Origin of the sequence: Clostridium aminobutyricum, assembly GCF_017255415.1 — a bacterium.
GTDB lineage: Bacteria > Bacillota > Clostridia > Peptostreptococcales > Anaerovoracaceae > Aminipila > Aminipila aminobutyrica.
This window is the reverse complement of sequence record NZ_JAFJZZ010000002.1, coordinates 289,490-308,717: the sequence shown is the minus strand read 5'-3', so window position 1 is coordinate 308,717 and position 19,228 is coordinate 289,490. Positions and strand designations below refer to the sequence as shown.

The window sequence follows — 19,228 nt, the reverse complement described above, 5'->3', positions numbered from 1 at the left end:
AGCTATTAAGCGGATGCAGTGGGCGCTTGCGTAAGGAGGTTGGAGGCGCAGATCGTGGCAATAAAAAAACCGCTCCTATGAAGGAACGGATTTATTACGAGAGTTAGGCAATACGAACGTTAATCGCGCGCATCTTTCTGGAATCTCTGGAATCAGCTTCGGTGTCGTATGTCACCTTCTGACCTTCAGACAGAGATTTGAATCCCTCATCTTGTATCGCGGAGAAATGGACAAAAACGTCCTCTGTTCCGTTGTCATTTGAAATAAAACCAAATCCTTTGTTCTCGTTGAACCACTTTACAGTACCATTATACATACAGGTACCTCCTAAAAAAATATTATCCCGGTGCAAAAAACAAAAAACACAGATCTGTAAGCCAAAATAGAAATTGACTTAAGTCCGTGACAATCAATTAATACATTTAGAATTAACTTTAGTATATATGATAGGAATCCAAATGTCAAGCTAATTTTTAAACATCCAAGAAAGGAATATAGGCTAGAATGTGAAAAACTAAAATTAGTGGAGGAAAAAACCGTGCTATTGCTCCTGTCGATGCCCAGGCCGCCCGAATAGGCGGCGGGGAATCATAAGTCTTGCAGATCTCCGGCGGGCATATCGTTTTCAAGGTTGTCCCGTGCAAGATCGGTGTCTATCACCGGATAGACATCCTCTGGAATAGGTTTATCAATATCTCCATCCCAGATGGATCGGTTTCTTAAATCCATTTTTATCACCTCAGAATTAGGATAACCAAGAAAAAAAGAAATTATTTCACAAGTGATAGAGTATTTGAATTTTACAGGAAGAAAAATAAATGCAAAAAACTTTACTAAAACAGAGGGGTGACGGGGCATGAGTAATCGTAAATACACCCCAGAGCACATAGAATATATAAAAGCCAATATAGAAGGATGAACTAAAGAGCATGTTGTAATATTTGGAGGTAGTAATCAGCAAAACTTTGATCTAAATAATTTGATTCTCATCCCTAATAAGAAGTTGGCAATTATTAATAAAAGGGGCCTGATTCAAAACGACGCGGAATCCACAAAGACTGGACTTGTAATTGCTGATATTTATCTAAAAATCGGTGAGCGTAAAAAAAATAAAAGGAGCTGATTGAATGAAACAACCGAAAGCACCCTGTTTTGGATGCGATGTAGTAGAGGCAGAATGTAAAGTGCATTGCGATAAATACATAGCCTACAGTGAACAGTATAAGGCGTATAAGGAGCTGGTTGACAAAGCCAGAGGACGGGATACAAGGATGGACGTTTTTAAATTTGAAAGGGTAGAAGCTAGTATTAAAGCAGGAAGGTGATACTTTTGCCTGAGGTAAGACCGATGGTGTGCCAAACATAAAATCACGACAGGAGATTAAAATAGTTTGGGTAGTTCTATACCGAATAAACAGGAGTGAAAGAACACTTGGCTAAAACCACACTTACCTGCGGGATTGTCTTGCAGGTAATGTGGAAGGGTAGAGATATAATAAAAATTGGATTTGTATATTATGTTGAAATTTGTAATATTTGGGAGTATGATAAAAGGAAAAATCGAGGAGGATAATATGAACGATATCACAAAAAGTTGTACTGGCTTTTTCATTTTATTACTAGTACTAGGATCGGTATGTATTTTAAAGGGCTATGATATTGGGATGTATTTCTTGATGAATTCTGAGAACGGATGGGATATTAACCGACAAATATTAAGCGGCGCTGCATGGATTACATTTGGAGGAGTCCTCTCATTGCTATCTGGATATGGATTAATTAAAATTATACTAAAGTATATCGGCTGATTTTTATACACAAATGCTCCGCATTTGCCGTTCTGCTCCTCCCCGTTCAGCAGGCTTGAACCATTCGCTAAACAAACCTCCGCTGGACATTTGTTCTTTACGCTCATGCCCTTGCGGGTTTGAACCCCACGAAATTTTAATAAATCAATAAAAAAACTATAGCTTCTGCTATAGTTTTTTTATTGATCTGGTACACCCTCAGGGGTTCGAACCCTGGACACCCTGATTAAGAGTCAGGTGCTCTACCAACTGAGCTAAGGATGCACATTTTATTTTCATAGTGTGTTTGGCACGTTTATTAATATACCATCTTGGACAAGCCGTGTCAACAAGTTTTTTATATTTTTTGAAAAGGCATTATACAGTTTAGAAAAACCAGTTAACTTGGCTAATCAAAAATAAGGAGAACGCAAAAAATCCTCGAGAAATGATGATATCATACACTCAAGGACTTTGTAAATACTTTTTTCCATATAGAACCTGTCATTGTTTGAATAGAGCCGTTAAATAATAATATAAGCCATATGGTTTCTAATGATACCATAGCTTATCGGCCACAGGCTTCCATTGTTCTGCGCAACTTCTGCATTTTTCCGATAATACGTCGATATCTTCCGGATTTTCTAAATCTGTTGAATGGGCACCGGAAGCATGCACCATCTCTGCCAACGCACCGGGATTATCCAGTAACGGGCAAACGCGCAATCTATTTTCATGAAAAGGCTGATGCTTTCTATATTGCATAAAGAATGGAGAACAAAGCGCTTCGAGCAGTGTTTTTTCTTTGATATTGGAATCTGAGTAATGAATAAATGCGCAAGGATCAACATCTCCGTTTGCATTAATATGTAGATAACATCTGCCGCCGGCAATACAGCCGTTTACATATTCACCGTCATTCCAAAAGTCCATCGTAAAAATAGGTTTTGTCTGGCGGAATTTTCGTATTTGATGATACATGAACTCACGCTGCTGTGCGGTAGCCATCAGGTCAGGAATGGCGTTCAACCCAACGGGCATATAGGTAAAAATCCAACCGAATTTACAGCCTCTTGCAATCATATCATCGAAATATTTTTCACTTCCGATTACCTCTGTATTATGCTTGTGATAGCAAGTAGAAAAGCCAAAAGGAAGTTTTCTTTCTTTTAATATCTCCATGGCTTTTACGACTTTTTGATATGTACCGTTCCCGCGGCGCATATCTGTTTCAGCTTCAAAGCCTTCCACACTTATTGCAGGGATAAAATTTTTGACTTGCAACATTTTGTCCGCAAAAGCTTCATCAATAAGGGTACCATTTGTGAAAGATAAAAAGATACAATCAGAGTGTTTTTCACATAATTGAATAATATCGTCTTTCCGAACAAGCGGCTCGCCTCCCGTATAGATGTACATATACATACCGAGTTCTTTTCCTTGCCTGATGATATCATCAAGCTGTGAGAGAGATAACGATAACTGGTTTCCATATTCAGCGGCCCAGCAGCCTGTGCAATGAAGGTTGCATGCGGATGTCGGATCCATAAGAAGCGTCCACGGCACATTACAGTCATACTCTTTTTCGATTTCTCGTTTTCTGCGCCCGCCTATCAGAACGGAATTTACTAAGAAATTTTCAAAAAAAGTTTTTCTGACATCCGGATCAATATCAGTAAACAAACTCATTAGGAAGGAATGCCAAATACTAGCTGGATCATTTACAGCAGATTTCCCCAATTTAAATGCACCGGCATATTGGTTATCCAAATCCAATTTACTTAACCAATCAAAAACTTTCGGCATATTTTCTTCCGGATTGGAATCCAAATAGTCGATGACTTTTTTTATACCATAAGCTTCAACTTTTTCTTTCATTGTACTCATATTGTTTCCTCCTTACTAATTTCGTTACCTTAATTCTACCACTTCATTTCAGAAAAAATAGGTGACAAGGTTAAAAATCGAAAAAGACAGTAAACTTAAAGAAAATAAGAAGACCAACTTGCTATATAAGGAATATTTAAATGCGGATTGTATAAATAAATTTATATAAACTGAATATGATAGTTCGTATAATTCTTATGCTTTTGAACAAAAAATATGACTTGAATTCCTCAAATTTCCGCACATACGAACAGGGTTTGTGAGCAGAATATTAAGTGAGGAGGGATGAGAGATGAAGAGAGAAAAAACGGAAAGGCCGAGCTATTCACAGTGCACTTCAAAAACGGAGAGCAAGGCAACAAATGCAAAGACAAACGCAAAAAAAACTGGTGAAGGTTTCAACAGTGGAACAAATTGTGCAACAAACTGTGCAACTAATTGTACTACAAACAGAACAAACCCAAATACAACGAGCCGAGGCTAATTAGACCGATAAAAAATCAAGGTCTGAACAAAAAGAGTCGGGAATATTATTTCTTATTTTTATTGAGCGGTAAACCCGCTCTTTTTGTTTGGAACAATTGATATTGCGGGCAGAGTGTAGTATAATGCTTAAAGGTATATTCTGGGGAAGGTGCACTCAAATGATTACAAAGTACATAATGTTAACAGTAGAATACATTGAAAAGAATCTCCGAGTGGAAGTTATCGGGGCAATTGTAATCCTGACATTAATAATCGTTGCAACTTTAGGGATCTTATTTTTACTATTCCGAGGCGTCAGGCTTTGGTATTGGCGTGTAAATGAACAGGTTGCCGCCTTAGAAAAAATTAATCAAAAGCTCGAAAAACTAGAAGATTTGAATCAAGTGATCCCTAGCCTTGCTGCACCTCAACCGATTTTATATGAAGAGTCTAAAGACTTTGAAGAGGAAGCAGTGCTCCTTTCGAAGACGGATAATGAAGATCATCAAGAGATAGAGCAGCCTGAAAATCAAGCAGCTCTTCAGCCTGACGTACTGGACCTTCTCGTGTGTGAGGAAAAAAAGGAAGGATATAACGTGGGCAAAACAGGGAAAGTATATAGTGAAAATGAACTTCGCCAGCAAATACAATTCTAGAATAAAGCTACAGGGAATGAAGTAGATTTGATAGATTTATGATATTTGACGAAAAAGAACTGGAGGGTATTAGATGTTTTGTAGAAAATGCGGAAAATCTTTAATAGATGGTGATAGATTCTGCAGCTACTGTGGCGCTCAGGTTATAGAACGAAATGACAGTATCAGTGGGGATGAACCTGTTGAAGAGGTGATTTACAATAGCACTCCCAAATCAATAAAAGAACCACTGGATGCAAGTGTTCCTCAAAAATCCATTGCTCAAACTTGGCATGAAATAAGTGAGAGCAATGTGGAAAAATCTCCGACTTGGAATTTAAAAGGATTTCCTTCGCACAGCGAGGAAACCAAGAAGACGGAAGATATTGTTGTGGATTGGAAGGCCCGGCGTATTGAAGCTCAAGCAGAAAATAAGTTTTCTTCAAATATCTCTGCAAATAGAATAAAGGAACCAGAGCCGAAAATAGAATCCGAAGAAACTCCGGAAACAGGAAGAACGACATTTACCCGTAAGGATTTGCTGGGCAAAGATCGGACAAGAGTTTTTGAAAAAAAGAAGATTGATGAATGCCTTGGAACGAAAGAGGAGCAGCCTGAACTCATTCAAGAGGAAAGTACGTCGGTCTTCACTTTAGAGGCAGAATTATTTGGGAAAAAATCGAATTTGCAGTTTGGTGCCGGATCGGCTGCATCAACGGATTCTGTTGATAAATTTTATACGTTTAGTAAGAAGAATGAGGAATTCCAAAAGCTTTTAGATAAAGAATATGAACGGCTCCGAAAAGGAGGCTTACCGGAAAGGACAGAACCTTCCAATCTGGGGAATTTAGAAATAAAGCCAAGTGGAGGAGAGTCGTTAACGGGGATTGAAAAATTAATCCCGGAAAAACCAGAAGTACAAGAACCAAGTATAAATCCGCCACCAGCACTCAAAATGGAAGCGGTGAATACAGAAAATGACCACAAATTTTGGTCGAAGGTAAATTTAACGGACAAGCCTGCGACTGAAAATCTAACAAAAGAGACAAATATAGAAGCGGAGACGATAGTAGAAGATCTTCTTCCGCCTGAAGCTACAGCATCTATTTTAAGTGTACCTCTTGATTCTTTCGATCATAAAGAAGAACCCCCAACGCTTGAAGAAATAAAGAAACCAGAACAGATAGATACAGAGGTGGATGAAAAAGAGCCTTCTGACAGTGAACTCAAAGAAGAGATCGCAGAGAAAGACGCGGAAGAGGTATTGCTTCCTTGGGATGAAGAGTATGCTCCGATGCAAGCATTTGTTGATGAGGATACAAATAAAAAGAAGAGTTCGCCTGTAAAAGTAATATTAGTCATACTTATTGTACTGTTAACGGCTGAAATCGGCATTTTGGGGATAAAATATTTTTTGCCGGAAAGCGGTGCGGCAACCTTCATCAACGAAAAGCTAGGCATCGCCGTTAATTGGGTAGAGGTTTTAAAGAAACCGGATGATAAACAAAACTCACAAAAGAAAACCAAACAAACAACAGACGAAGAGACAAAAGCGGTGAACGCGCAAGCAGAAGCGGAGAAAGAACGAAATTTAAATGACGTATTAGAACCGTTACGTGTATATAATGATAATATTAAGAAGATCAGCATCAATAAATCCCTTGTTTTTGATGAAAGTAAAGATTATGGGATAGACGATTTAAATAATTCGGTGCCTATTGAAAATAATCTTTGGTATAAAGATAAAGAGGGCGAACCGGTTTATTTTGATTCTGAAATCATGAAGACGATCATCCGCTTCGATTCCTTGTGGATTGACTATCTTGATCAAAAAAATAAAGAGGTCTTAACCTTGACCAAGGAAGGCTCGGTTGCGTATAACAATGCAAAGACGTATACCGGCGTAGGCAAAATATCCGAAGTGTTTAACAGTTTAGAACTGGGCGAAATGAATAAGGGCAAAACCGGATATTACATATGGGCGAAGGAAGATATTGATGTAACAGAGAAAGGGAAGGTTACAAACAAAGTTTATACTTATATTTACTATCTTGAACCTGTAGGCCAGGAACTGAAGATTGTAAGCTATATAAAAATAAAATAATTTTATGCAGGCATATGCAGGAAAAGGAGAGTGTTTAAAATGTCAACTATAGCAAATTTCAGTAGAGAGCGAATCGACAAAGAAAATAAAGCGTTTTCGATGTCGAGAACAACCATAGAAACTGCTTTCTACGGAAATAATGTGGAGAGGGTTCTTGATTTGCAATTAGCTTATGAAATGGCAAGGAAATCAGCTGGAACAATTGAAACAGACATGCCCATTTTTTTCCCGGAAAAAATCGGACTTCCGGAGGGAGCTAAAATTTTATTGTTTAACGATGGGGAAACAGTAGGAAGATTTGCAGGTGCAAGAGTCATTCTCGGAGAAGAGGGAGTTGACGAAGTAGAAATCGCAAAAGTACTGAGAGAGGCTGTATATAACACAAGGTATAAAAAGATGTACCATACCGAATCCTATATAGGGCTGGATAAAGATTTTATGGTAAGAGCCCATTTGCTGGTACCGGAAAAGTATGAGAATACCTTGTTGAATTGGTTATTGAATTTCCAATATAAGAATGCAGAATATAACGATATGTACAAATCTTCTAAGCCGATCGGCGAGGAAGCAGATATTTATATATTGTCGGACCCGGATTATGTGCATCCTAAATTCCCGAATGGTCTTGCCTATTTCGACCCAGAACATAACTGTGCATGTTTACTGGGAATGCGGTATTTCGGAGAGCATAAAAAGGGAACCTTAACGCTTGCATGGAGCATTGCCAACAGAAACGGATATGCTTCCTGCCACGGGGGGCTGAAAAGGTGCTTGAAGGAGGATGGCGAAGCGCATGTGCTGGGCGTATTCGGGCTTTCCGGATCGGGAAAATCCACATTGACTCACGCTAAGCATGACGGAAAATATGATGTGACGGTGCTTCATGACGATGCCTACATTATTTCAAGTGAAAATGGTTCCACTGTTGCACTGGAACCCTCTTATTTTGATAAAACATCGGACTATCCGTTGACGTCCAAAGACAATCAGTATTTAGTAACGGTTCAGAACTGCGGTGCGACGATAGATGATAAGGGCAAACTGGTTATTGTTACGGAAGATATGAGAAACGGAAACGGAAGAGCCATTAAATCAAAACTTTGGGCAGAAAACCGAGTGGATAAGATGAATGAGCCGATCAATACCATCGTTTGGCTGATGAAAGACCACACGTTGCCTCCGGTTATAAAAATTGAAAATCCAGTCCTTGCTTCTGTCATGGGAGCTTGCCTTGCTACCAAAAGAACAAGTGCGGAGCGTTTAGCGGAGGGTGTTGATGTAAATGCCCTTGTATTTGAACCTTATGCGAATCCATTCAGAACCTATCCGCTTAGAAATGACTATGAAAAATTTAAGGCACTATTCCAGGACAAAGGCGTTGCAAATTACATCATCAATACCGGTCATTTTATGGATAAAAAGATTCCGAAGGAAGTGACCATTGATATTATAGAAAAAATCATCGACGAAACGGCGGAGTTTAAAAACTTTGGAATTGTTTCTGAATTGAAAACAATGGATGTAGAAGGATTTATTCCGGATTTTTCAGACAAGAAATATGTGAAAGAACTCGTTTTAGGTATGATTGGCAGAATGAATTACGTTGAATCATTAAAGAGGTATAAAGGGGGGAGAGATGAACTTCCACAGGAAGCAAAAGATGCTATTGAAGCACTTGTGGATAAAATAAAGTAAAATGTCTCATAATTGTGTTGTCACTTGAACTATACAAAAGGGAGGAAACGTTTTGAAAAAAAAGAGAAAAAGCCCGATAATTATTTTAATCGTATTGATCGTTTTGGTTGGCCTATTTCTAAGCCTGATCGGATTTATTACCGATTTCTTATGGTTTAAAGAATTGGATTATGTCAGCGTCTTCTTTACTCAGTTATTTACTCAGTTGAAGATCGGCATTCCGGCCTTTGTCGTGATTACTATACTGGCAGATTTATATTTAAGGGTACTGAAAAGAGGTTATTTCAAGAAAGTTGAATCGAGCGATGTTGCAAACGAAAAATTAATCGGCAGAATTGGATGGGGGATGTCCGCTATCTTTGGCGCGCTGATTTCGTATGCGGTTGCTGGGACTTTATGGTTTCAGATCCTGCAATATTCACATAGTACGAAGTTTAATATAACCGATCCGTTGTTTAGCAAGGATTTGAGCTTCTATATTTTTAAATTTGATTTTATGAATGCCTTAAATAGTATGGCTCTTGGAATCATTATAGCTTTTGCCGTATTGACCATATTGTATTACATGGTATTGCTTTCATTGAGAAAGCCTCAAATCTTTGAGAAAGAGGAACCTTTCGGTTCAGACGGCCAGTCCGACTATGATGAGCACGACAATGTCAGACGAGGAAATTTCGGACAGAATGCCGGAAATTTTGGCGGCCCATTTGGAGATATTTTTGGAAAAGTCTTTGACGCCATGGGCGGAAGCGGCGGTTTCACTAAACCGAATAGGTCAAAAAAGCAGTTTGACAATGAAAATTTCAATCAGTTAATGCATATTGCCTCGAAGCAAATCATTATTCTGGGTGTCCTATTTTTCTTAATGATAGGCGTAAACTTCTTTTTGAGACAGTTTACTTTGCTGTTTTCACAGACAGTAGGCGGTGCCGTATACGGAGCTGGATTTACAGATGTAAACGTAACGTTATGGTTATACAGACTTCTGATGGTATTGTCAGTTATAGCAGCGATTGCTTTTGCAATGGGTATTTTGAAGAAAAAATACCGTGTGATATTAACCGTACCTGCTATTATGATTATCATTGGTCTGATCGGCGGCGGAGCTGCTACACTGGTACAAAATCTAGTGGTATCTCCGGATGAAATCAATAAAGAAAGCGAGTATTTACAGAGCAATATTAAATATACGCAGATGGCTTATGACTTGAGTAACGTGCAGGTGAAAACTTTCCCTGCAAGCAATACCCTGTCAAAGGAAGACATCTTGAATAATATGGACACCATTTCCAATATCCGAATTAACGATTATACACCGGCTATGAAGTTCTATAATCAGACGGAAAGTATTCGTCAGTATTATTCCTTCCATGACGTGGATGTAGACCGTTATATGATTAATGGAAAATATACGCAAGCTTTTCTGGCAGCAAGAGAAATTGATGAAAATCAGATCTCTGATTCCTGGATGACAAAGCACTTGAAGTATACGCATGGATACGGCATTGCGCTTTCCAGAGTAGATCAGATAACGGCCAGCGGTCAGCCGGATATGCTCATTGGAAATATCCCGCCGGTATCCGAAGTCGATGAAATCGAAATCACAAGACCTGAAATTTACTTTGGCGAATTGACGAACAATTATGTATTGGTCGATACGGATGAAGAAGAATTCGATTATCCGGATGGAAACAACAACAAATACGCTACCTATAAAGGAGACGCGGGTATTGATCTGAACTTGATGAACCGCGTATTGTTTGCTATTCGAGAGCAGAGCTTAAAAATATTAGTTTCCACTAATATTAACAATGACTCTAAGATTATTATTAATAGAAATATCGAGCAGCGCGTGAAGAAAATTATGCCTCGCTTAAGCTACGATTCTCCATACATCGTGACGGCAGACGGGAAATTATATTGGATGATTGACGCATACACGGTGAGCGCAAACTACCCTTATTCAGAGCCGTTTAGTGAAGCAGGATACAATTATATCCGAAACTCGGTAAAGGTAGTCGTAGATGCTTATAACGGAGATACCAGCTTCTATTTAGTCGATGATAAAGATCCGATCGCAACGACTTACAAGAAGATTTATCCGGATCTATTTAAAGATTTTGATAAAATGCCGGAAGGATTACAGTCCCACATTCGATATCCAAACCAGTTATTTGATATTCAGGCCAATGTTTATAAGCGTTATCATATGAACGATGTAAAGGTCTTTTATCAAAATGAAGACCTTTGGGATATTGCAAATGAAATTTACGGGACCGAACAAAAGGTCATGGAACCAAACTACTACATCATGAAGTTACCGGGAGAAGCCGATGCAGAGTTTGTGAATACGATTCCGTATACGCCGAAAAATAAGATGAACATGACAGGGCTTCTGGCGGCGAGAAACGACGGGAAGCATTACGGTGAACTGGTGCTATATCAATTCCCGAAAGACCGAATTGTATACGGCCCGATGCAGATAGAAGCCCAAATTGACCAGAATACAGAGATATCCAAGGAATTCTCCTTGTGGAACTCTTCGGGCTCTACCTATAGCAGAGGAAATCTATTCGTGATCCCAATTGAGCAGTCCCTGCTCTATGTGGAACCGGTCTATTTGGAAGCCGTGAACTCCAGTATTCCTGAAGTAAAACGAGTAATCGTTGCTTACGGAGATAAGATCGCTTATAAAGAAACTTTGAGCGAAGCGCTTGACTCCTTATTTGGCAGCAATTCAACGGGAACAGAGGAGCCTCAAGGTGGTACGATCGGTGACCAAACCGGAAGCGGTACTTCCGGAGAAATGACGAACAGTGATTTGATCCGTCTGGCCAATGAGGAATTTGAATTGGCGCAGAACGCTCAGAAAAATGGTGATTGGGCCGGATATGGTGAGCATATTACTGCATTGCAGAAATATTTGCAGCTTCTAATGCCGGAGCAAGGCACAACACAAGCGACAAACCCGGCCGCGAATGATTCGAACGGACAATAACGGAATAATTGACAGTATACGTTTAGGGGCTATCTTTTGAGACAGCCCCTTTAACATTCTGTCCGCACTTAATGCCGTTGACAGAATGTAGGCTAGAAAATCATGAATCGTTGATTCATCGATTTTCATCGTCAACGTATGCCGAAATAAATTGTATAGGAAAACAAAAACCTAATAAAAAAACTGTTTAAAAATAAGCAAAAACGTAGTATGATTAAATATTATAGAAAAACTAAAATTTTCAAAATAGGAGGACAATATGCTGGAATACGAAAGCATGCTATTTAATATCCCCGTCAAAGACCATACGCCGGATAAGATCAAGGCTACTTTATTGAAGCATCCGGAAGTGAAGTTCGTTTCCCTTGTAGGTTTAGATATTGGCGGACAAAATACCGATGAGAAAATTCCCACAGCTAGATTTTTAGAGGATATGGAGAAGTTTTTGGTGGACGGCGTTCAAACAGATGGGTCCAGCGTTGTGCTACCTATTATTGCGGAATTAAATAATGCGCGTGTGGATATCATACCGGATATGGACGTAAATTGGTATGTCGATCACAATTTTGACTTTATAGACAATGCTACCGGATTACCGGTAGGTACCTTACGAATCCCTTCGTTTCTTGTACACAACGGAACGACACAAGTGGGTTCGAGAGCCATTCTCAGAGATGCTGTTGCGACTATAAAGAAAGAATTGCTTCAATTGATCAAGGAAAACCCCTATGTGCTGGATTATTTACCGATTGATTCGGCTGAGGATATTGAAGAGATTGTGTTGACTTGTGCAACAGAATTGGAATTCTGGGTAAAAACACCCGATGAAAAGGCTGACAGAGAAGAGCTTTCGACTGCACAGGTCATGAAAGAGCAGTATTGGAAGCGAACAATAGGGCCGGTTCGAACCGCATTGGAAAAGACATTGATTCTGCTGGACTATTACGGTTTCGAGATGGAAATGGGGCATAAAGAAGTAGGCGGAATCAAAGCGAAGCTGGGCAGTTCGGGCAGCTTTGACCACATTATGGAGCAGCTTGAAATCGACTGGAAGTATTCCACTGCCATGCAAGCCGCAGACAACGAAAAGCAGGTAAAATATATCGTTCGAGATATTTTCAGGATGCATGGACTGGAAGTGTCGTTTCGAGCGAAACCGATCGAGGGCGTTGCCGGAAGCGGAGAACATACGCATTTTGGTATCGCAGCCCGATTAACCGATGGAAAGACGGTCAATTTATTTGCACCTACCGACATGAAGGCAGAGTTTCTAACTCCGATTGGCTTTGGTGCGTTGATGGGAATGTTAAAGAATTATGAAGTATTAAATCCATTTATTACTTCTACCAACGATGCATTTAACCGATTGAAGCCAGGTTATGAGGCTCCGGTTTGTATCGTAACCTCTATTGGACATACGACGGAGCAGCCATCGAGAAATCGAACCGTGTTAGTTGGCTTGGTAAGAGATTCGAATAATCCGCTTTCTACAAGGTTTGAGTTACGTTCACCAAATCCGAAGAGCAATACGTATTTAGTCATTGCGTGCTGTTATATGGCTATTTTAGACGGCATTACGGAAGCATTGAAGGCGAAGAAAGCATCGAAAGAGCTGGAGGCTTCTTTGTCAAAGGCTTTCGGGAGAGAGGATTTTTATCTGGAAGAAGATCGGGAATATCGAAGCGAAAAAGATGTTTTTGAAGAATATACAGTGGAAGAGCGTGACAGGTTGTTTGGAAAAGCACCGAGAACCGTTTGGGAAAATCTGTCCGCCTTTAGAGCCAATCCGCAAAAGTTGAAAGTGCTATTAAGAAATAATGTCATTCCGCTAAGCGCTCTTGAATCTTATAGAAAAGCTACCTTAGACCAATGGTCGACGGAACTGCATAACCGTATTATTCCGGATACGATGGATTTACTTCGGGATTGTAAAAAACTTCATGCAGAAAGTGACTGTGCGGATTTTGATGTGCACATGTGGGATAAGATTCACAGCAGCAGAGTGTACTTAGGGCAGGATACCCTGTCTCAATTATGTCTGCTGACCAGAATAAAGGTCGCTCTGGATGAGGAGAATTATCAGGTCGCCTCTGACTTGCAGCTTGAGATGCAGGAAAAAGTGAAGGAACTTACGGACAATTATATACAATATAAAAAGAACTTATTTTAGAAAGAAGGTTAGACGATGTTAGACATTAAGAAAATCAGAGAAGACTTTGAGACCGTTAAAAAGTCTGTAGAATCGAGAGGTAAGGGTGACTTTGGTCTGAGTAGTATTCCTGAACTTGATGAAAAGAGAAGAGCTATTCTTGCAAAGGTCGAAGCGATGAAGAATAAGCAGAACCAAGATTCCAAGCAAATTCCAAAGCTCAAGAAGGAAGGCAAGGATACCACGGAATTAATGGCAGAAATGAAAGCTTTATCGGACGAGATCAAGGTTCTTGACTCAGAAGTAAGTGCAGTAGAAGAGGAATTAAAGCAGGCTCTTCTGAATGTACCGAATACACCGCACCCTTCTGTTCCTATCGGCAATGACGATCAGGATAATGTAGAGATCAGAAAATGGGGAGAACCGAAAGCTTTCGATTTTGAGCACAAGGCACATTGGGACGTAGGAACAGACCTTGATATCTTGGATTTTGACCGGGCTGCTAAGATCTCCGGAGCAAGATTTACCGTATATAAAGGATTAGGGGCAAAATTGGAACGTGCCGTCATTAACTTTATGTTGGATCTTCATACGGAAGAACAGGGTTACACAGAGATACTGCCGCCTTTTATGGTAAATAGAGCGGCGATGACGGGAACAGGGCAGCTTCCTAAATTTGAAGATGACATGTTCTGGCTTCCGGCAAAGGATTTTTTCCTTGTTCCTACGGCTGAAGTTCCAGTGACCAATTTGCTTATGGACGAAATCATTGAAGAGGATAAACTCCCGATTTACTATACAGCCTATACACCATGTTTCAGAAAGGAAGCAGGTTCCGCCGGAAGAGATACCAGAGGTTTGATCCGGCAGCATCAGTTCAATAAGGTTGAAATGGTGAAGTTTGTAAATCCTGAAACGTCCTATGAAGAATTGGAATCCTTAACGGACGCAGCGGAAGACGTGCTTAGAAGACTGAACATTCCTTATCGTGTGGTTCAATTAAGCTCCGGGGACCTTGGATTCTCCTCTGCTATGACATACGATATCGAAGTATGGATGCCAAGCTACGGAAGATATGTAGAAATTTCGTCTTGCTCCAATTTTGAAAGTTATCAGGCCAGAAGAGCAAATATAAGGTTCAGACCGGAGCAAAAGGGCAAACCGGAATTTGTGCACACGCTGAACGGTTCAGGACTTGCGGTTGGAAGAACGGTTGCCGCTATCCTGGAAAATTACCAGCAGGAAGATGGAAGTGTTATCATTCCGGAAGCATTAAGACCGTATATGGGTGGATTGGAAAAAATCGAAAACAAATAAAGTAGACGCAATAATGGGAATATAGTGTGTGGACTGTCTCGTTAGAAATAATGAGACAGTCCCATGTGCGTTATGCGGGGAATATCGCTTGCGGTATAGATGGATAAGTAGATGAAAAGGAGAAACAAACTTTGGTTACTATTGCAATTGTATTTATATTATATTTAGGGCTGATGCTAGGTATCGGCTTTAAATTTTATAATAAGACAGATGATCTTTCAGAATATATTTTAGGCGGAAGAAAGTTGAACAGCTGGCTTACCGCAATGTCCGCACAGGCATCCGACATGAGCGGTTGGCTTCTAATCGGTTTACCCGGGACAGCGTATGTACTTTATAACGGGACGTTGGAAGGGATTTGGACAGCAATCGGTTTGATGCTCGGGACCTATTTAAATTGGTTAGTAGTAGCAAAGAGGCTTAGAACGTATACGCAAATTGCCGGAAATGCACTTACGCTTCCGGATTATTTTGAAAATCGGTTTCGGGATAAAAAGCACTTTTTAAAATCATTCGCTGCAATTTTTACATTAATCTTTTTCTTGGTGTACACGGCCTCACAATTTGCGGCAGGAGGTAAGCTGTTCAATACCATCTTTGGTGTAAACTATACAACAGGTCTTTTAATCGGAGCCGTGATAATTTTGATTTATACGGCAATGGGCGGATTCAACGCCGTCTGCTGGACCGATACCATTATGGGCGTAACGATGTTTTTTGCGCTTATTATTGTTCCGGTTGGTGCCATTATGCACATGGGAGGCTTCGGTGAATTACATATGAGATTGGCATCCTTGACAACAGAAAGTTTAGGACTCTTCCCGCAACAGAACGGTGCGATTAATACCATGCTGCTTGCGTCTTCCTTGGGATGGGGACTTGGATATTTCGGGCAGCCACACATTTTGGTTCGGTTTATGGCAGTTGAATCGCCGGATATGATTAAAAAATCAAGAATTATCGCAATGATTTGGGTTATTATTACTTTGTCTGCAGCGATTGCAATCGGTGTAGTCGGTAAGGCTTATATGCCGAACCTTGCAGACGGAGAGACCGTTTACATGTCCATGATTTATGATATGTTCCCTCCCGCTTTAGCAGGAATCCTTCTTTGCGCCATTTTAGCAGCAATCATGAGTACGGCGAGCTCACAGCTTTTAGTATGTGCTTCTGCGGTATCAAACGATTTATTACCGCATCTTCTCAAAAAGGACTTCTCGGGAAGCGGCATGTTATGGATAAGCCGTTTGACCGTTATTATTGTTTGCATCATTGCTATCGCATTGGCATTAGATCCGACAAGTTCGGTATTTGGATTGGTTGCTTGCGCATGGGGCGGAATCGGTGCGACATTTGGACCGATCATCTTATTCTCTTTGTTCTGGAAAAGAATGACGCTGCAAGGTGCTATTTGTGGTATGCTTGTCGGCGGTATCGTGGATATCCTCTGGTATTTATTGAGCGGAGGGATTTTCGATATCTATGAAATCATTCCTGGATTCCTTCTATCTTCGTTGACTATCATTATTGTCAGCTTGGCTACGAAGGTTCCGCAAGATATGCTGGACGAATACGATGAAGTGGTTAAATTTGAAAGAAGCTTTAAGTAAATAAAAAATCGAACTATACAAAATGAAAAAACTGTCTAGGATTTAGACAGTTTTTTCATTTTGACTAAAAACTAGACAAAAGTAAGAAAATATCTATTTTCAAACAGTGTGAAAGCGGGTATTATAGCCTTTGTATTTAAGAAAAACCTTTTAATGGGATTATATATGGGAGGAAAAGACGTGAAGAAGAAGTATATGTATATAGCCTTAGCCTTTGCTTTAACGTTGAGCTCTGCTGTTAATACGTTTGGAGCAACGGCAACAGGGGGCACCGCGGACGCAAATACGGTGACTTCGCCAGCCATCACGGCAGTGACTTCATCTGCTGTCACCGCATCGACAGGAACGGCAATCAGTACAACGACAGATTCAGCCGTTTCTACTTCAGGAACGGCGATTGAAGGGGTCTCGCTGCCCCAAATAACCGATGCAAAGACTCTTTCATTGGAAGAAGCCATCAAAATAATGAAAACAACCGGAGCATCCGCAGAAACTGCAGAACTTCATCGGCAGTCTGATATATCAGTTGGGAATGGATATTCCGAGACCGTCAGCAGGATAAAGGACACCCAAGACAAGCTGGATGCATTGTCACAGGCTCCGGATGCATGGGTAGAAGCAAATTATGGGCAAAGTGTAGTAGAAATGTCTTATGAAGCTCAGGTAGCAGGTGTTTCGTCAAATAATAAAAAGATTATGCAGCTTAGACGGGACTTCGCCAGAGCAAATACGGAAAACAATTATCAGGCAGAGTTAAACCAAATTGAGGCAGACACAACAAGCCTTTATTATAAAGTCCTTCTAGCTCAGGATAGCTTGAAGATTGCTAAAGATAATTTAACCACACAGCAAAAAACACTGAAAAATGTAGAAGCGAAAAAAGCCGTAGGAGTATTGTCAAAGAAGGATGTGCTGCAAGCAAAATCTTCTGTAGCGGATGCGGAAAGTGCAGTCAGGAGTGCAGAAACACAGCTGAAATATGCAAACATGTCCTTTAACTATCTGCTTGGATACAATGTTCAGCAAGAAGTAATCTTTACAGATACCTTAGATACTGTTGCAGCTTCGGCAGAAATGCCTTCAGCAGATACAGCAGTGCAAAATGCGTTAAATAGCCGGATTGAATTGAAGGGTGCTAACTTTGCCATTAAAGTGTACCAAATTCTGTTGGAGGATGTAAAAGCCTATCCGAAGAATTCGTCCACCTATTTAAACGCAAAAATAAATTTGGCGGAATCGGAGAAAACCGCAAAGGATGCCTACAGTAAAATAGAGATCGATATCAGAAATAAGTATAATGTAGTACAGGATAAAAAAGCAGCCGTCGAGGCGGCAAAAGAGTTGCTTACTTATGCAACGGAAGGAGAACGGCTGGTGGAGCTGACCAATGAGGAAGGGTTAAGCACAGTAGAAGAATTGCTGGCAACACAGGTAAACGTGTATAAAGCAAAATTAAATGTAGCCAATGCCAACTCCGAATACGCGTTGGCCGTAAAGAGCTATACCTTTGCTCAAGGAGTAGGTACAACCAGAATCTCATTATAATGGTTGAGGGAAACAGCGAAGCAATAAAAAAGAGAAAACCCTTATCTGGATTTTCTCTTTTCTGCAAACCGTTCAAGAGCAGCGCGAGCTGTTCCGGAAACGATGGTGTCTAAAATATCAATCACTTCTTCAGGCGAGCGGTCGCTTCCGCTTGAAAGCCAGTCTTCGAGAAGTGAAGCGAAGCATATGGTGAAATAGTGAACGACATGGTCGAAATCTTCTTCTGAAACATCGATGTCAGAAGCGACTTGTGTGATATACCGCGTTGCCACATTTTTTACATCAAAATGCAAAAATCTTTTGATAGCGTTCCTTCCTAAAGAGTTCAGCGCACATAGCAAAATGGTAGAGTTTTTTTCCATATACCGTAAAAGATACACGCCGGCCTCCTGCCAAGTAAGAAAGTTATCATTATCTTCAAGAATGGAAAGGATCTCTTTTTCCAATATCCACTCTAACAGTCCGTAGATGTCAGGAAAATGATAATAAAAGGTTTGGCGGTTCACGCCACAGTCTTCTACAATTTCTCGAATGCTGATCTTGTTTAAAGGCTTTTCGAGCATGAGCTTTTTTAGTGAATCAGCCATTAGTTGTTTGGTTATTTCGGTAGTGATTGAAGTTGACATAAAACCTCCGTGATAAAAAAATAGGAATAGATTCATTATACCTAAACAATTGTCAAAAATCCATACAATTGTATAAAACAGTAAAAAGAAAGGGAAAGTCATGAACGGTAGATATGCAATCGTGCTGAAAAGTCAATTGGGGCCTAAAAAAGGCTTTATAACCTTGCAGGCAAACGGAGAAGAGCTTCAGGGGATATTGGAATGTCTTGGGAATGCACATTCTTTCAATGGTAAGGTGATAAACAGCGATAAAATCAAATTGGAAGGGATGTTGCATACGCCGTTGGGTGAAGTACCTTTTTATCTTACGGGAATAGTAGAAGAAAACATGCTTACGGCTGCGTTTATCGTAAAATCCCAAAAATATGAACTTTTGGGTCTAAAAGTGAATGACAAGGAAGGGAACTAGT

The 19,228-nt window shown here is 40.2% G+C and carries 16 protein-coding genes and 1 tRNA gene; 12 read left to right on the top strand and 5 right to left on the bottom strand.

Annotation, left to right across the window (positions count from 1 at the left end):
• Positions 1-103: 103 nt before the first annotated feature.
• Both JYB65_RS07680 and JYB65_RS07675 read right to left on the bottom strand, forming a co-directional pair.
• On the bottom strand, positions 104-316 hold the full coding sequence (locus tag JYB65_RS07680; RefSeq protein ID WP_206582066.1) for a cold-shock protein: 213 nt from the start codon (positions 314-316) through the stop codon (positions 104-106).
• A 272-nt stretch (positions 317-588) separates the two neighbouring features.
• Complete coding sequence (locus tag JYB65_RS07675) at positions 589-729, bottom strand: hypothetical protein (protein ID WP_206582065.1); 141 nt, start codon at positions 727-729, stop codon at positions 589-591.
• A gap of 398 nt (positions 730-1,127) precedes the next feature.
• Between JYB65_RS07675 and JYB65_RS07670 the strand changes: the two genes are divergently transcribed.
• A complete protein-coding gene (locus tag JYB65_RS07670) occupies positions 1,128-1,325 on the top strand; it encodes a hypothetical protein (RefSeq protein ID WP_206582064.1) in 198 nt (65 codons plus the stop codon).
• Positions 1,326-1,574: 249 nt separating this feature from the next.
• Positions 1,575-1,808 carry a hypothetical protein gene (locus JYB65_RS07665; protein WP_206582063.1) on the top strand — a complete coding sequence of 78 codons (234 nt, stop codon included), beginning with the start codon at positions 1,575-1,577 and terminating at the stop codon, positions 1,806-1,808.
• A gap of 188 nt (positions 1,809-1,996) precedes the next feature.
• Here the strand turns inward: JYB65_RS07665 and JYB65_RS07660 are convergent.
• Both JYB65_RS07660 and JYB65_RS07655 read right to left on the bottom strand, forming a co-directional pair.
• Positions 1,997-2,072 (bottom strand) — tRNA-Lys (locus tag JYB65_RS07660).
• Positions 2,073-2,339: 267 nt separating this feature from the next.
• Positions 2,340-3,674, bottom strand: coding sequence for a radical SAM/SPASM domain-containing protein (locus JYB65_RS07655; RefSeq protein ID WP_206582062.1), 1,335 nt, complete (start codon positions 3,672-3,674; stop codon positions 2,340-2,342).
• A gap of 292 nt (positions 3,675-3,966) precedes the next feature.
• Between JYB65_RS07655 and JYB65_RS07650 the strand changes: the two genes are divergently transcribed.
• The 9 genes from JYB65_RS07650 (at position 3,967) to JYB65_RS15205 (ending at position 18,192) form a co-directional block, all read left to right on the top strand.
• Positions 3,967-4,158 (top strand): hypothetical protein, encoded by a 192-nt coding sequence (locus JYB65_RS07650; RefSeq protein ID WP_206582061.1) that lies wholly within the window; start codon positions 3,967-3,969, stop codon positions 4,156-4,158.
• A gap of 160 nt (positions 4,159-4,318) precedes the next feature.
• On the top strand, positions 4,319-4,795 hold the full coding sequence (locus JYB65_RS07645; RefSeq protein ID WP_206582060.1) for a hypothetical protein: 477 nt from the start codon (positions 4,319-4,321) through the stop codon (positions 4,793-4,795).
• Between the two features lie 73 nt (positions 4,796-4,868).
• Complete coding sequence (locus JYB65_RS07640) at positions 4,869-6,878, top strand: zinc ribbon domain-containing protein (RefSeq protein ID WP_206582059.1); 2,010 nt, start codon at positions 4,869-4,871, stop codon at positions 6,876-6,878.
• A gap of 39 nt (positions 6,879-6,917) precedes the next feature.
• The gene (locus JYB65_RS07635; protein ID WP_206582058.1) at positions 6,918-8,573 is read left to right on the top strand and encodes a phosphoenolpyruvate carboxykinase (ATP); all 1,656 of its coding nucleotides are present in this window, start codon (positions 6,918-6,920) and stop codon (positions 8,571-8,573) included.
• Positions 8,574-8,625: 52 nt separating this feature from the next.
• On the top strand, positions 8,626-11,571 hold the full coding sequence (locus tag JYB65_RS07630; RefSeq protein ID WP_209010502.1) for a UPF0182 family membrane protein: 2,946 nt from the start codon (positions 8,626-8,628) through the stop codon (positions 11,569-11,571).
• Positions 11,572-11,830: 259 nt separating this feature from the next.
• The gene (locus JYB65_RS07625) at positions 11,831-13,741 is read left to right on the top strand and encodes a type I glutamate--ammonia ligase (protein WP_206582057.1); all 1,911 of its coding nucleotides are present in this window, start codon (positions 11,831-11,833) and stop codon (positions 13,739-13,741) included.
• 15 nt (positions 13,742-13,756) lie between these two features.
• Positions 13,757-15,037, top strand: coding sequence for a serine--tRNA ligase (gene serS / locus JYB65_RS07620; protein WP_206582056.1), 1,281 nt, complete (start codon positions 13,757-13,759; stop codon positions 15,035-15,037).
• A 131-nt stretch (positions 15,038-15,168) separates the two neighbouring features.
• Positions 15,169-16,647: a sodium/proline symporter PutP gene (gene putP, locus JYB65_RS07615; protein ID WP_280634486.1), complete on the top strand. Its 1,479-nt coding sequence runs from the start codon at positions 15,169-15,171 to the stop codon at positions 16,645-16,647.
• Positions 16,648-16,827: 180 nt separating this feature from the next.
• Complete coding sequence (locus JYB65_RS15205; protein ID WP_206582055.1) at positions 16,828-18,192, top strand: TolC family protein; 1,365 nt, start codon at positions 16,828-16,830, stop codon at positions 18,190-18,192.
• Positions 18,193-18,233: 41 nt separating this feature from the next.
• Here JYB65_RS15205 and JYB65_RS07605 read toward each other — a convergent pair whose 3' ends face one another.
• The gene (locus JYB65_RS07605) at positions 18,234-18,818 is read right to left on the bottom strand and encodes a TetR/AcrR family transcriptional regulator C-terminal domain-containing protein (RefSeq protein ID WP_206582054.1); all 585 of its coding nucleotides are present in this window, start codon (positions 18,816-18,818) and stop codon (positions 18,234-18,236) included.
• A gap of 100 nt (positions 18,819-18,918) precedes the next feature.
• On the opposite strand from JYB65_RS07605, the gene JYB65_RS07600 reads away from it, so the two are divergent.
• On the top strand, positions 18,919-19,227 hold the full coding sequence (locus tag JYB65_RS07600; RefSeq protein WP_206582053.1) for a hypothetical protein: 309 nt from the start codon (positions 18,919-18,921) through the stop codon (positions 19,225-19,227).
• Position 19,228 lies beyond the last annotated feature (1 nt).